General features: G+C 65.1%; 14 protein-coding genes and 1 tRNA gene. 11 read left to right on the top strand and 4 right to left on the bottom strand.

Features of this window, described 5'->3' with window-relative positions:
* Positions 1–35 precede the first annotated feature (35 nt).
* Entirely contained in the window at positions 36–1,004 is a 969-nt protein-coding gene (locus ABIA70_RS12315; RefSeq protein WP_354147855.1) for a TauD/TfdA dioxygenase family protein, read from the top strand.
* Complete coding sequence (locus tag ABIA70_RS12310) at positions 1,001–2,383, top strand: LLM class flavin-dependent oxidoreductase (protein ID WP_354147854.1); 1,383 nt, start codon at positions 1,001–1,003, stop codon at positions 2,381–2,383. The genes ABIA70_RS12315 and ABIA70_RS12310 overlap by 4 nt, the downstream gene beginning before the upstream one ends.
* Positions 2,384–2,687: 304 nt before the next feature.
* Here ABIA70_RS12310 and ABIA70_RS12305 read toward each other — a convergent pair.
* Positions 2,688–2,775 (bottom strand) — tRNA-Ser (locus tag ABIA70_RS12305).
* A gap of 109 nt (positions 2,776–2,884) precedes the next feature.
* Between ABIA70_RS12305 and ABIA70_RS12300 the strand changes: the two genes are divergently transcribed.
* The 8 genes from ABIA70_RS12300 to ABIA70_RS12265 all read left to right on the top strand — a co-directional run bounded on the left by ABIA70_RS12300 (position 2,885) and on the right by ABIA70_RS12265 (position 10,130).
* Positions 2,885–3,868, top strand: coding sequence for an NAD(P)H-quinone oxidoreductase (locus tag ABIA70_RS12300; protein ID WP_354147853.1), 984 nt, complete (start codon positions 2,885–2,887; stop codon positions 3,866–3,868).
* 136 nt (positions 3,869–4,004) lie between these two features.
* Positions 4,005–4,616 (top strand): PadR family transcriptional regulator, encoded by a 612-nt coding sequence (locus ABIA70_RS12295; RefSeq protein WP_354147852.1) that lies wholly within the window; start codon positions 4,005–4,007, stop codon positions 4,614–4,616.
* Positions 4,617–4,869: 253 nt separating this feature from the next.
* A complete protein-coding gene (locus ABIA70_RS12290; RefSeq protein WP_354147851.1) occupies positions 4,870–5,154 on the top strand; it encodes a DUF1540 domain-containing protein in 285 nt (94 codons plus the stop codon).
* Positions 5,155–5,468: 314 nt separating this feature from the next.
* Positions 5,469–7,769: a carbon starvation CstA family protein gene (locus ABIA70_RS12285; protein ID WP_354147850.1), complete on the top strand. Its 2,301-nt coding sequence runs from the start codon at positions 5,469–5,471 to the stop codon at positions 7,767–7,769.
* Entirely contained in the window at positions 7,769–7,972 is a 204-nt protein-coding gene (locus ABIA70_RS12280) for a YbdD/YjiX family protein (RefSeq protein ID WP_354147849.1), read from the top strand. The genes ABIA70_RS12285 and ABIA70_RS12280 overlap by 1 nt, the downstream gene beginning before the upstream one ends.
* A 90-nt stretch (positions 7,973–8,062) precedes the next feature.
* The gene (locus ABIA70_RS12275) at positions 8,063–8,737 is read left to right on the top strand and encodes a bacterial proteasome activator family protein (protein ID WP_354147848.1); all 675 of its coding nucleotides are present in this window, start codon (positions 8,063–8,065) and stop codon (positions 8,735–8,737) included.
* Between the two features lie 8 nt (positions 8,738–8,745).
* Positions 8,746–9,222, top strand: coding sequence for a hypothetical protein (locus ABIA70_RS12270; protein ID WP_354147847.1), 477 nt, complete (start codon positions 8,746–8,748; stop codon positions 9,220–9,222).
* Between the two features lie 62 nt (positions 9,223–9,284).
* Positions 9,285–10,130 (top strand): aldo/keto reductase, encoded by an 846-nt coding sequence (locus ABIA70_RS12265; RefSeq protein WP_354147846.1) that lies wholly within the window; start codon positions 9,285–9,287, stop codon positions 10,128–10,130.
* A 42-nt stretch (positions 10,131–10,172) separates the two neighbouring features.
* Here the strand turns inward: ABIA70_RS12265 and ABIA70_RS12260 are convergent, their stop codons facing one another.
* A complete protein-coding gene (locus ABIA70_RS12260) occupies positions 10,173–10,358 on the bottom strand; it encodes a hypothetical protein (protein ID WP_354147845.1) in 186 nt (61 codons plus the stop codon).
* A 39-nt stretch (positions 10,359–10,397) separates the two neighbouring features.
* Positions 10,398–11,378: a hypothetical protein gene (locus ABIA70_RS12255; RefSeq protein ID WP_354147844.1), complete on the bottom strand. Its 981-nt coding sequence runs from the start codon at positions 11,376–11,378 to the stop codon at positions 10,398–10,400.
* A 205-nt stretch (positions 11,379–11,583) separates the two neighbouring features.
* Here ABIA70_RS12255 and ABIA70_RS12250 point away from each other — a divergent pair, with 205 nt between their 5' ends.
* Positions 11,584–12,339 (top strand): ZIP family metal transporter, encoded by a 756-nt coding sequence (locus ABIA70_RS12250; RefSeq protein WP_354147843.1) that lies wholly within the window; start codon positions 11,584–11,586, stop codon positions 12,337–12,339.
* 324 nt (positions 12,340–12,663) lie between these two features.
* On the opposite strand, the gene ABIA70_RS12245 is transcribed toward ABIA70_RS12250, so the two are convergent.
* Positions 12,664–13,566 (bottom strand): DNA/RNA non-specific endonuclease, encoded by a 903-nt coding sequence (locus tag ABIA70_RS12245; protein ID WP_354147842.1) that lies wholly within the window; start codon positions 13,564–13,566, stop codon positions 12,664–12,666.
* Positions 13,567–13,655: the final 89 nt, after the last annotated feature.

Below are 13,655 nucleotides of genomic sequence, written 5' to 3'. Positions count from 1 at the left end.
CTGAACCGTACCTACTGAACTGCAAAGGAAATCCCATGACCGTCATTACCGAAACCAAGCTCCAGTTCACCAAGCTCAGCGCCCGCATCGGCGCGGAAGTCCGCGGCCTGGACCTCAGCGGTGACCTGTCCGCAGACACCGTGGGCCAGATCCGTGCCGCCCTGAACACCCACAAAGCCCTCGTCTTCCGCGAAGCGAATATCCGGACCGACGAGGACCAGGTACGCTTCGCCAGCCACTTCGGCCCGCTCACCAAAGCCCACCCCACCGTGGCGTCCGTGGACGGAAAACCCGCAGTACTGCCCGTGGACAGCGAGAACGGGAGCGCGAACAACTGGCACACCGACGTCACGTTCGTGGTCAACCCGCCCCAGGCCTCCACCCTGCGAAGCATCACCCTGCCCGGCTACGGCGGCGAAACCCTGATCGCCTCCTCGGCGGGCGCATACCAGGACCTGCCCGAGGAACTGCGCAACTTCGCCGACACTCTCTGGGCCATCCACACCAATGACTACGACTACTCAGTGCCCAAGAACCTGGAGCACGCCAACGCGGATGAACGCCGCAAGGAATTCACCAGGATCCACTTCGAATCAGCCCATCCGGTGGTCCGCATCCACCCGCTGACGGGGGAGCGGGGCCTGTTCATCGGCGGGTTCGCCCAGCGGCTGCGCATCGTGGGTTTGTCCAATACAGAATCCAAGGACATCCTGCGCCTGCTCCAGGCGTACGTCACCCGGCCCGAGAACGTGGTCCGCGTGAACTGGGAGCCGGACCAGCTGGTGCTCTTCGACAACCGCATCACCCAGCACTACGCACCGGACAACTACGACGGCCAGCCCCGCCAGTTGAACCGCGTCACCATCGCCGGCGACATTCCCCGAGGCGTCGACGGCCGCAGCAGCACCTCCATCAAGGGTGACTCGTCCGCCTACTCCGAGACCGTCGTCGTGCCTGAAAGTTCCCAGGCCCCCGCTTTTGCAGCAGGCGGAGTGAACCAGTGAGCGCGCGGGAGAACGGGGCGCGGAAGCTGCACCTGAACGCCTTCCTGATGAGCACGGGCCACCACGAGGCGTCGTGGCGGCTGCCGGAAAGCAACAGTTTTGCCGGCACGGACGTGGCCCATTTCCAGCGGCTCGCGCAGACCGCCGAGCGCGGAAAGCTGGACTCGATTTTCTTTGCCGATTCGCCGGTGCTGCACGGAAACGTGGGACAGCGGCCGTACACCAGCCTCGAACCCACTGTGCTGCTCGCCGCCATCGCAGCCGTGACGGAGCGGATCGGGCTCATTGCCACCGCCTCCACGACGTACAACGAGCCATACAACCTGGCCCGCCGATTTGCCTCGCTGGACCACATCAGTGGCGGCCGGGCGGGGTGGAACGTAGTAACCACGGCGGGTGACGCGGCCGCCAGGAATTTCTCCCTGGCCGGGCAGCCCGCGCATTCGAAGCGGTATGAGCGGGCTGCGGAATTCCTGGATGTGGCGAAGAAACTCTGGGACAGCTGGGAAGACGGCGCCGTGCTGGCGGACAAGGGTGCGGGTGTGTGGGCCGAGAGTTCCCGCGTGCACCCGGCCAACCACGAGGGGCAGCATTTCCGGGTGGAAGGCGCCCTGGACGTGCCCCGGTCAGCCCAAGGGCACCCGGTGATTGTCCAGGCGGGCTCCTCCGAGGACGGAAAGGATTTCGCTGCCCGGTATGCCGAAGCGGTCTTTACCGCGCACCAGACCCTGGCGGACGCGCAGGACTTCTATGCCGATTTGAAAGGGCGGACGACGGCGGCGGGCCGGGACCCGCAGTCCATCAAGATCCTGCCCGGCATCGTTCCGGTCATCGCGTCCACGGAAGCTGAAGCACTTCGGCTGGAACGGGAACTGGACGGGCTGATCCTGCCCGAGCACGCCCGCAAGCAGCTGGCCAACGTCCTGCGCGTTGACCCTGAATCGCTGAAGCTGGACGCCCAGTTGCCGGCCGACCTTCCTTCGGAGGACGAGATCGAGGGGGCCAAGAGTCGGTACACGCTGATAGTAAACCTGGCACGCCGCGATAACCTCACGGTGCGCCAGCTGATCGGCAGGCTCGGCGGCGGCCGCGGGCACCGCACGTTCGCCGGGACACCGGAGCAGGTGGCCGATGCCATCGCGCACTGGTTCCAGTCCGGCGCCGCGGACGGGTTCAACATCATGCCGCCGGTCCTGCCGTCCGGCCTGGACATCTTCGTGGACCAGGTAGTGCCCCTCCTGCAGGACCGCGGGCTGTTCCGGCGGGAGTACACCGGGCGGACCCTCCGCGAGCACTACGGGCTGGCCAGGCCAGCCAACACGTTCGCGGAAGCCGAGGCCCCGGCCCAGACCCCGGACCGGATCCCGCAGCCTGCCTAACGCGCCTCCTTAATGCAACGCGGGTTAAAGCAACGCGGGTTAAAGCAACGCGGGGTCACTCCGCGCCTGATATTCCCTTCGGAATGGGCGTGGAGTGACCCCGCGTTGCTTGTGGTGCGAGGCTCCTAGCCGCGCAGGCAGCGCTGGTACTGGACGGAAGTCCAGCCTCAAGCGGACCTGGTCTCAAGGGCGGTGGAGACAGCGCTGACCCTATGCCGTGGCACTGACGGTTTCAAAGGAACGCAGTATTAAAACTAAGAAACCCCGGTTGGCCAGCACTGCTGGCGAACCGGGGTTCCTATCGCGGAAGGTAAGAGATTCGAACTCTTGGTACGGGGTTACCGCACACTAGTTTTCAAGACTAGCTCCTTCGGCCGCTCGGACAACCTTCCCTAACGAGTAGTGTTTCATAGGCAGTTGGCTGCAACAAAACGTCAGTCCGGCGTACGCCCGGTGCACACTGGTTCTGGTGCACTAATCAGCTACAAACGGGAGTTCGCGATGAAAGCCGTCTACATAACAGAGCCTGGCGGGCCGGAGGTGCTGGAGGTCCGTGAAGTGGCCGCGCCGGTGCCGGGCCAGGGCGAGGTATTGATCGACGTTGTCGCAGCAGGCCTGAACAGGGCCGACGTCCAGCAGCGCCGAGGCTTCTATCCGCCGCCACCGGGTGCGTCCGAGGTTCCGGGGCTCGAGGTATCAGGCCGTATCTCGGGTTTTGGCCCAGGTGTCACCAAAGCGTTCTCCATCGGCGACAAAGTGGTGGCGCTGCTGGCCGGGGGAGGCTACGCGGAACAGGTTGCCGTGCCGGCGGAGCAGGTGCTGCGGATCCCCGACGGCGTTGACGTGGTCACCGCAGCGGCCCTCCCGGAAGTCGCAGCCACCGTGTATTCGAATCTGATCATGACCGCGCAACTGCAGGCGGGGGAGACGGTCCTGATCCACGGCGCCACCGGCGGAATCGGCACCATGGCCATCCAATTGGCCAAGGCCTTCGGTGCCAAAGTGGCCACCACAGCGGGAACGGACGAGAAAGTCAGCACGGCGAAGGCTTTCCTCGGAGCTGACATTGCCATCAACTACACCGAGGAAGATTTCCCTGAAAGCCTGCGGCGGCAGAACGGCGGCAAGGGTGCCGACGTCATTCTGGACGTGGTGGGGGCCAAATACCTGGCACAAAACGTTGATGCGCTCGCCGACTACGGCCGGCTCGTGGTCATTGGACTGCAGGGCGGGACCAAAGGCGAACTTGACCTGGGTCTGCTCCTGAAGAAGCGTGCGGCAGTGGTGGCCACTGCCCTAAGGCCCCGGCCGGTGGCAGAGAAGGGCGCCATCATGAACGCCGTCCGGGAGTCCGTGTGGCCGCTGATCTCCGACGGCCGGATCCGCCCCCTGGTGGCGAAGACTTTTCCGCTGGACCAGGTCCAGGCTGCACACAAGTACTTCGATTCCGGTGACCACGTGGGAAAGATCCTGCTCGTCATGTAGCCCCCCGAAAGCGGCAGAGCATAAATACTGAGTATTGTGCCCCGGACAGGATTGCGTTAGCCTTCAGTCCATACGCGGTATGCATCGTCCTTGGGGATCGCCGCATACCGACGCTGACGCCGTCGCAAGGAGCATGATGTCCATCCGCCACAGCCTCCTCGCCCTGCTGCAGGACCAGCCGCGTTACGGCTACCAGCTCAGGGTCGAGTTCGAGAACCGCACCGGCTCCGCCTGGCCCCTGAACATCGGTCAGGTCTACACCACCCTGGACCGCCTGGAGCGTGACGGCCTCGTCAGCAAAGACGGCAGCGACGGCGAAGGCCATGTCATCTACAGCATTACCGCTACGGGCAAGGCGGATGTGCAGGGCTGGTTCGCCGCACCCGTGGAGCGCAACAACCCGCCGCGGAACGAGCTCGCCATCAAGCTGGCGCTCGCAGTGACGCTGCCCGGGGTTGATGTGCAGGCCGTCATCCAGGCCCAGCGCGTGGTGTCCATCCGGGCGCTGCAGGACTACACCAAGGCCCGGCGGGACACTACGGCCAGTGCGCGGTCGGCGGACACGGCCTGGCTGCTGGTTCTGGACTCGTTGATTTTTCAGACCGAAGCGGAGGTGCGCTGGCTGGACCTCTGCGAAGCGCGGATGATTCAGCAGGCACAGTCCGCGGGCAAGGCTGCAGCACGTAAACCGTCCAATGGGGTCACTGCGGACGAGGCTGCCCCGCTCATCGCGGACAACCGCAAGTAAGCGTCCAGGTGCCGCAGCAGGTCCTGGAGCTCGCCAGAGTCTGCCGGAATTTCGGTGACGGTCCGACGCGGCCCTGGCCTGGATCTTCACGCAGGCAAGGCTTCCGATGTCCCGCCGCGGCATCGGAGCGCGAACCCGGTCCAAACCCTAATTACGTCACACAGTTGGGTCTTTTCGATTGGGCGGAACAGGCCTAGCGTGGGACACAGGACGCTGTCCGGCCCGGGCAGCCGAAGTACGGAGGAACCTTCTTATGACAACTCATGTTGCAGACTGCAGTGTCACCCGTTGCTCGTTCAACGACCATGAAGGCTGTACCGCCCACGCCATCACGGTCGGGGGCAGCGAAGACCACGCCAGCTGCGCCACTTTCATTGACACCGGGATGCACGGCGGCCTGCCCAAGGTCCTGGCCGACGTCGGAGCCTGCCAGCGTGCCGAGTGCGTCCATAACGACCATCTGATGTGCAATGCACCCGAAGTCCATGTTGGCCCCGGCGCTGACAACGCTGACTGCCTCACCTACGCACACGCGTAGGCGCCACCCACGTAGACACGGCACGTGCCGCCCTGGCACGTGCAACCGCTGCTTCCGCCAGGGCGTAGCCCTTGAGAAGGCCTCTGCCCGGGAACGCCCCGGCGGGGGCCTTCCCTGCGTCCGGCAGCGCAAGCATCACAGGCAGCCGGCCGGCGTCGTCCGTAACCGCGCGTTCGGCTCCCACAGCGCACCGTTCACCGCATGGACACACGGCGCGGTCCCGAAGCCGCTCTCCCGCTGGTGCGGCATTGGTAGGGTGCCTTTGAGCCAAACACCGAGCAAACGACTCAAGCACTAATTCTCGAGGAGGAGACATGGCCAACAGGTCTGATGAACCGGCAGGTTCAGCGCAACGGGGCGGTCACTTGACCGCCGATCCGGCGCTGCCGCCAACGGCTGTGGATGCAGCCGTCAGCGAGGCCGAGGACAGGAAATGGACACCGGCCAAAATCGCCTTGTGGGCGGCAATCGCGCTGCTTGGCGGTGTTGCCTGGTTCATGCTGGCAATTATCAGAGGCGAGACCGTTAACGCCATCTGGTTCGTCTTCGCCTCGGTCTGTACTTACCTGATCGGGTATCGGTTCTACTCCAAGGTGATCGAACGCTACATCACCAAGCCTGATGACCGCCGGGCAACACCCGCGGAGTACAAGGCCGACGGAAAGGACTACGTCCGCACAGACCGCAATGTCCTTTTCGGTCACCACTTTGCCGCCATCGCCGGCGCCGGACCCCTCGTGGGCCCGGTCCTTGCGGCCCAGATGGGCTACCTGCCCGGCACCATCTGGATCATCATCGGCGTCGTGCTGGCCGGAGCGGTGCAGGACTACCTTGTCCTGTTCTTCTCCATGCGCCGCGGCGGCCGCTCCCTGGGCCAGATGGCCCGTGAGGAACTCGGCGTGATCGGCGGAACCGCCGCCCTGGTTGCCACCCTGCTGATCATGGTGATCATCGTGGCCATCCTGGCCCTGGTTGTGGTGAACGCGCTGGCCGAGAGCCCCTGGGGTGTCTTCTCCGTCGGCATGACCATTCCCATCGCCCTCTTCATGGGTGTCTTCCTTCGCTACCTCCGCCCCGGCAAGATCATGGAGGTCTCCCTGATCGGCTTCGTGCTGCTCCTTGCCGCCATCATCGGTGGCGGCCTGGTGGCGGAGACCGAATGGGGTGCTACTTTCTTCACGCTGGACAAGGTCACCATCGCCTGGGGCCTCATCATTTACGGCTTCATTGCCGCGATCCTGCCCGTCTGGCTGCTGCTGGCTCCCCGTGACTACCTCTCCACGTTCATGAAGATCGGCGTGATTGTCATGCTGGCGCTGGCCATCATTGTGGTCCGCCCCGAAATCAACGTTCCCGCCTTCAGCGAGTTCGCGAGCAGGGAGAACGGTCCGGTGTTCCCCGGGGCACTGTTCCCGTTCCTCTTCGTCACCATTGCCTGCGGGGCACTGTCCGGGTTCCACGCCCTGATCGCGTCAGGCACCACCCCGAAGCTGATCGAAAAGGAACGCCAGACCCGCCTGATCGGGTACGGCGGGATGCTGATGGAATCGTTTGTGGCCATCATGGCCCTGGTTGCAGCCATCTCCATTGACCGCGGCCTCTACTTCGCGATGAACGCCCCGGCCGCGCTGACCGGCGGAACCGTGCAGACCGCCGCCACCTGGGTCAACAGCCTCGGCCTTGCCGGCGTGAACCTCAGCCCCGACCTCCTGTCTGAGACGGCCAGGAACGTGGGCGAACAAAGCATCGTGTCCCGCACGGGCGGTGCGCCTACGCTGGCCGTGGGCTTGGCCCACATCATGCAGCAGTTCATCGGCGGCACCGCCATGATGGCCTTCTGGTACCACTTCGCCATCATGTTCGAGGCCCTGTTCATCCTGACCGCCGTGGACGCCGGCACCCGTGTCGCCCGCTTCATGCTGCAGGATTCCATCGGAAACTTCGTTCCCAAGTTCAAGGAACACTCCTGGCGGCCGGGCGCATGGCTCTGCACCGCCGTGATGGTCGGGGCATGGGGCGCTGTGCTGCTGATGGGCGTCACAGACCCGCTGGGTGGCATCAACACCCTGTTCCCGCTGTTCGGCATCGCAAACCAGTTGCTGGCAGCCATCGCCCTGTCCGTCTGCCTGGCCATCGCGGCCAAGCGAGGCTCGTTCAAGTACATCTGGATTGTGGCACTGCCGCTTGCTTTCGCGGCAGTAGTGACCATCACTGCTAGCTTCCACAAGATCTTCTCGCCGGTTCCCGCAGTGGGGTACTTCGCCAACAACGCGGCGTTCTCCAAGGCATTGGCCGACGGCAAGACCGAATTCGGAACGGCGAAGTCCGTGGTGGCCATGGAGGCCGTGGTCCGCAACACTGCAATCCAGGGCTGGCTGTCCGTCATATTCGTGGTCCTGAGCATCATTGTTATTGCCACGGCGCTCGTTGCCACCTACAAGGCGTACCGGAACCATGCCGCGGGAATCCCCAACGACGACCATGAGGACCCGGTCCTTCCTTCACGGGTCTTTGCGCCGACCGGTTTCATCCCCACGCCCGCGGAAAAGGAGTTGATGGCCGAATGGAACAAGCTGCCGGCGGAACCGCGGTACGAAAGGCCAGGTCACCACTGATGAGTCCCCGTCTTGCCGTAGTGGCAACTGGTTTCCGCGGGTTCGCCCGCTACCTCGGCGGTGTCCTCGGCTCGGACGCCTACGCCAAGTACCTGGAGCACCACCGCGCAACCGGACATGGCCTGCCGCCCCTGAGTGAACGTGAATTCTGGCGGGACCGGACAGACCGCCAGGACTCCAACCCGCAGGGCAGGTGCTGCTGAGCTGGTTCATCGTCTGCACGCCGGGTCAGCGGATCGGGCCGCGCTTCATCAAGTGGTCGGGGCATCGCCGGCTCGTGAGAGTATGAACGCATGAGCGATCCGAACGACACTCAGCTTGACGACGTCCCCGTCGAGGGCAAAACCCTGGACAACGCTGGGCCTGTGCCGCCCGCCGCCGGAAACCCGGCGGCGGGCGGCCGTGCGCCCGGTCCCGGTCCGGCCGGAGGGGCAGCGACCGCCGCAAAGTCCAAGGGCAGCAGTGTCCAGGACCTCGTGGACGAACCTGCCAAAGTCATGCGGATCGGCACCATGATCCGGCAGCTTCTCGAAGAGGTTAAGTCCGCCCCGCTGGACCAGGCTGCACGCGAACGCCTGGCAGAAATCCATGAGCGCTCAATCAAGGAGCTGGAGGACGGGCTTGCCCCTGAGCTCGTTGAAGAACTGGAGCGGATCAGCCTGCCGTTCCCGGAGGATGCGACGCCGTCGGACGCTGAGCTCAGGATCGCGCAGGCCCAGCTGGTGGGGTGGCTGGAAGGTCTCTTCCACGGCATCCAGACGGCGATTGCGGCCCAGCACGCCGCGCGCGAGCATACAGCCGCGCAGCTTCAGATGAAGCAGCTGCCGCCGGGCACTGTGATAGCACCCGGCGTGGTGATCGGCGAGAACGGTGAGCCGCAGCGTGCCACGGCCGGCAGGCCGCAGTCTGGTCCGGGATCACCCGGCCAGCCGGAGGATCCGGACCACGGCCCCGGCCAGTACCTCTAGGCTCCCGGGTGGGGTTCTTCACCGCCGCCCGCCAAGGGCGCAAGGACGACGCCGAACTGGGCAAGGGCCTTTGGCGGCGCGCACATGACCGGTTCCACCGTGGCCTTGACCGCTACCACCAGGTCCTTGAGGGTGTCGAGGACGAGGTGCTCTACGCTGAGCTGGTGGAAGTCGCCAACGAGCTTTCGGAGCTTCTGGAGCGTGTCCGCGCCGTCTGCGTCGAAGCCCAAAGGCGTTCCCCCAGCGAGGGGCTGGACATTCCCGGACCCCTTGCCGGTGTTCACCGGGCACTTTCGAAGGCCGGCAACTCGCTGGCCACCACAGCCGAGGCGGCCGCCATGCTCCGGCTCGCGGTCGGGCCTGTCCCCGTGGGAGCGGTTTCCGTCCGGCGCCGTGCCGAATCGGTGCTGGAGCAGGTGACTGACGCCGAACGCCGCCTCGCCGAGGATTCCGCCAGCGGCCAGCCCGAAAGTATTCCAGGTTAAGCGTCTGGCTTAGCGGCGCCGTTCATCGCCGGGCAGGGCCTTTCCTTTGGCAGGATGGGTGGATGACTTCTACACCGACACTCACTTTCAATGACGGACGCACCATCCCCCAGCTCGGTTACGGCGTGTGGCAGGTTGCGGACGACGTCGCCGAAAAGGTGGTGCGCCAAGCCTTCGAAGCGGGCTTCCGCCACGTGGACACCGCCATGATCTATGGCAACGAGGCTGGCGTAGGACGCGCCATCGCCAGCTCCGGGCTCAGGCCGGAGGAGCTCTTCATCACCACCAAGCTGTGGAACGCGGACCAGGGCTACGAGTCCACGCTGGCGGCGTTCGAGGAATCCATGGACAGGCTGGGGCTGGAAACCCTTGACCTTTACCTGATCCACTGGATGCAGCCCAAGCAGGAAAAGTTTGTAGACACCTGGAAGGCGCTGATTGAACTTCAGAAGCGCGGCCGGGTCCGGTCCATCGGCGTCTCCAACTTCACTGTGGAAGGGCTGCAGCGCCTCATTGACGAAACGGGCGTGGTCCCTGCCATCCACCAGATCGAGCTGCACCCCTACTTCAGCCAGCGTGAACTGCGTGAGTTCGGGGCCGCGCAGGGGATTCTGACGCAGGCCTGGTCCCCTCTGGGCCAGGGCGGCGAGCTCCTCGAGGATCCGATCGTTACAGCGGTAGCCGCCAAGCACCAGGCAACTCCGGCGCAGGTGGTCATTGCGTGGCACCTGGCCATCGGCAACGTGGTGATCCCGAAGTCCGTTACCGAAGCCCGCATCCATGAAAACTTCGCCGCGCTGGACGTTGCCCTCGACAGCGACGACGTGGAAGCGCTCAACGGCCTGGACCGGTCAGCCCGCGGCGAGGGCCGCATCGGCGCGGACCCGGCGGTGTCCGACTTCGCTTAAGCAGGCAGTCCGTCAGGCGGCCATTTGTCAGGCGGCTGTTGGTCAGGCGGCGATTCGGGTCTGTTCGACGGTGACCTCGTCGATCAGGGCCCAGGATTCTTCGCCGATGCAGTTCCGGCCGGCGAAGCGTTCGGCGTCCTGCCGGGACTCGAAGCTTTCGCTTCGGATCCGGCCGCATTCCGCGTCGAAGTAGGTGACGTGATATTCCTGTGCGGTTTGGTTTTCCATAAATCCAGTGTGCAACCGGGGTCTGACATTAACCGTGCATCAGTCCCGCGTGTTGCCAAGCCGCAGCACCCGCTCCTGCGCGAGCATGGCTGAACGCTGTGCCTTCTCTGCCGCCCGCGCTGCCTGCTTGGCCTCTGCTGCCAGCGTTCCCAGCTGTTTCCGGGAGCGCTCAAGCTGCCCCTCAGCGGCTTGAAGCCTGGCGCGGAGCTCCCGCGTTTCACGGGTAAGGTCCATTACTTCGGCTTCTGTATCCTCCAGCTGCGTCCGCAGCTCCTCTGCAAGGAGAACGGACTCCTCCTCAGCCGCCTTGGCCTCGGCCAGGGCGGCTTTGGCCCTCTCCAGGGCTGACGGGGAGGCTGGCCGCGGGGTCTGCCGGACTGCCTTGAGGCGGGGCTGGTCAGCCTCCGGGCGTGTGGCGCGTTCCGTCGTCGTGCGCTCTTTCTCTTTGGCTGCGGCGCCCGCGGAGGGGCTGACTGCAACCGGCGGTGAGGTGCGCCGTACCGGCACAGCCCCGGGCACCGCAACTGCCCCGTTCAGGTCGACCGTGTCCACACCATCGGCGGACAGTGCCTGCACCAGCAGGCCGCTTTGGACTGCTGCTGCCGCGCCTTCGTCCGCAGTCAGCGCCCGGAGGGTCTGCTCGACGTCGGAGGCTATGGTTGCGCTGATGCCGCGGCCCCGCCGTTCCGCCTCAGACCGGGTGGCGTCGACGGCGGCGGCGAGCAGGGTGCGGCGTTCCCGGCCCAGCTCCCGCAGCGCGGCGGCGTCCAGTGAGGATTGGGCGGCCCTCATCTTTTCGCCCAGGCCGGCCAGCTCATCCAGCACTTCCGGCTGATGAATGGCGAGCATGTTGATGGCCCAGGCCGCAACTGAGGGCTTGGGCAAGGACTTGACTGCAGCCGGGAGTTCCTTCCCGGAGCCCGCGGACGCCTTGGCGGCGGCTGCCCGGGCGGCGACGAAATCATCGAAAGGCAGGGCATACAGCTCCAGAGCGATGGCTGCCAGCGCCTTGTCATCCATGCTCGCCATCTTAGGGGAGGTGCCCGGGATGCCAGGTTGAAGGCGCGGGCCGAGCGGGAATCCCGAACGCGGCGGGAATCTCGAACCGGGCGGGAACTCCAACCCAAAGGCTGGGGCACGCCCGGAGCGCGAAAGCACTGTATTCTCCCTTGAGGCCGGTGCGAATGTCCGCTGGCAGTCAGCGACCGGACCGGAGAGGTAATTCATGCCGATGTGGATGCAGGCGCTGATCTGGGGAACAGTCGCGGGCGCAGCACTGATTCTGGGATCCGGGATCGCCTGGGCCTGGAAGGTCCCGAAGAAAGTCGTCTCAACGGTCATGGCCTTCGGCGCGGGTGTCCTGATCTCAGCTTTGGCTTTTGAACTTGTGGATGAGGCTGTCCAGGGCGGCGGACTTCTGCCAACCGTCGTGGGTTTCCTGGCCGGTGCGCTGATCTTTGTCGGCTCGAACATCCTGCTCAGCCGGGCCGGGGCGAAGCACCGGAAGCGGTCAGGGCAGATGCATCCGTCGGAGCAGGAGTCTCCCGGCAGCGGCACAGCGATTGCCATCGGGGCCCTGATCGACGGCATACCCGAATCGGTGGTTCTCGGCCTGGGACTGGTCGCGGCCGGAACGGTCAGCCCCGCAATGCTTGCCGCCGTTTTCATCTCCAACGTTCCGGAGGGCCTGTCCAGCACCGCGGGGATGAAGCGGGCAGGCCGAAGTCCGGTCTACGTCTTTGGTGTCTGGACGTCCATTGCCGTGTTCTGTGGGATTGCCTCCCTTCTCGGCTACACGACTCTCGAGAACGCCCCGGCGGAACTCGTGGCATTCATTACCGCCATAGCCGCAGGTGGGATCCTCGCCATGCTCGCTGACACGATGATTCCGGAAGCCTTTGAGGAGCACCACAACCTGACAGGCCTGACAGCGGCAGTCGGCTTCCTTACTGCCTTCACGATCCATCATCTGGGCGGCTGAACGGCGGCTAACGGGCGGCTGGCGGCGGTTGGCCCGGCTAAGCGGCGGCGCGAACGTGGGTGCGGAGGAGACGAAGAATGGAGTGAGGGACCGGTGACGGCTGGGGGCGGGTGCGCGCGGTCTCGGTCGCGCACCTTTCGTCACCGGCCCCGGTCTCCGTGCCCCTGCCCAGCCAGGGGAATCGGGGCTGACCCCGAAGCCGACAGCCCCGGCGTGACCTGGACTGTCCAAACAGCCTAAAAGAAACCAACGGAAGGCGCCCGAGTAGCCAGTACCTGCTTTCGTCGACCTGTGCTACGCGGGCTGCAAGTCCACCGGGTTCTTTTATTCGACGCCGTTCAGGTCGAAATCCAGGTCAAGGTCCTCTGGGGAGCCGATCTTCCGCCACGTGGAGGTCACTCGGGCGGTAGGCAGTTCCGCGGCGATTGGCATGCGGTCGGCGGCCACGAGCTGGTCTAGATCCAGGCCCGTGAGTGCGGCGATGTCCCGGATGGGGACCTGGTAGGTCCGGAACGGGCCCAACGGGGGCGCCTCGTCGACGGCGCCCGGCCGCGGAACGTCGGGCAGTTCGGCCAACTGGGGTGTCTGATCCACGATGTAGCCGGTGGCTGCGAGCTGCCCTTCCTGCAGGAACGCGGCGACCTTGAAGAACATCAAGGGGATGTCCACGCCCCGGTACACCGGATCGTGCTTCCCGAAAATCGGTCCCGTGAAGACGACGAGCCGCCAGCCATAATCTGCGGCGTGCTCCAGCAGGTAGGACTCCATGCCGAGCCAGAGGTCCATGCCCTGGTTGAACTTCGCGGCCTGCGGCGCGGCGTTCGTGTAGTGGAACGTGTCCTCGTTGGCCTGCGCTGCCTCGGCCCGGGACTCGCCCCAGACAGCTGAGGCACGCCGGACCAGGTGTCCCCGGTCAATGTCATTACGGGCATAGACCCGCTCGCCGGTCTGCTGATCGTCCGCCAGCCTGGGGTCCAGACGCCATTGGATGCCGGACCGGTCCATGTCCATCAGCTTCTCCCCGTCGATTCCGAGGGCAGTGACAGCGGCAAGGCGTTTATCCAGCCGCATGAGCACCGAGAAGTGCGTGTAAGGGAGCAGGACAGTCTCAGTACTGGCCAGAACTGGAACACTGACCTGCAGGCCGAGGAAGTCGACGTCGAAGCCGCCCCTTCCCGTCAGGTCACGTAAAGCGGCAGAACCCGGTACAAGCAACAGTTCATCCATGCGCGGACAGTAGCAGCCGCGGGTGACATCGGAATGAACTTGGGGTGTCCACACGGACAATGGCGGGCGTGCCGGGATGGGACCTTTGT

Origin of the sequence: Arthrobacter sp. 754 (genome assembly GCF_040548695.1) — a bacterium.
In the GTDB taxonomy this organism is placed as follows: Bacteria; Actinomycetota; Actinomycetes; order Actinomycetales; family Micrococcaceae; genus Arthrobacter.
The sequence above is the reverse complement of the archived record's forward strand: the minus strand, read 5'-3'. Positions and strand labels throughout refer to the sequence as shown.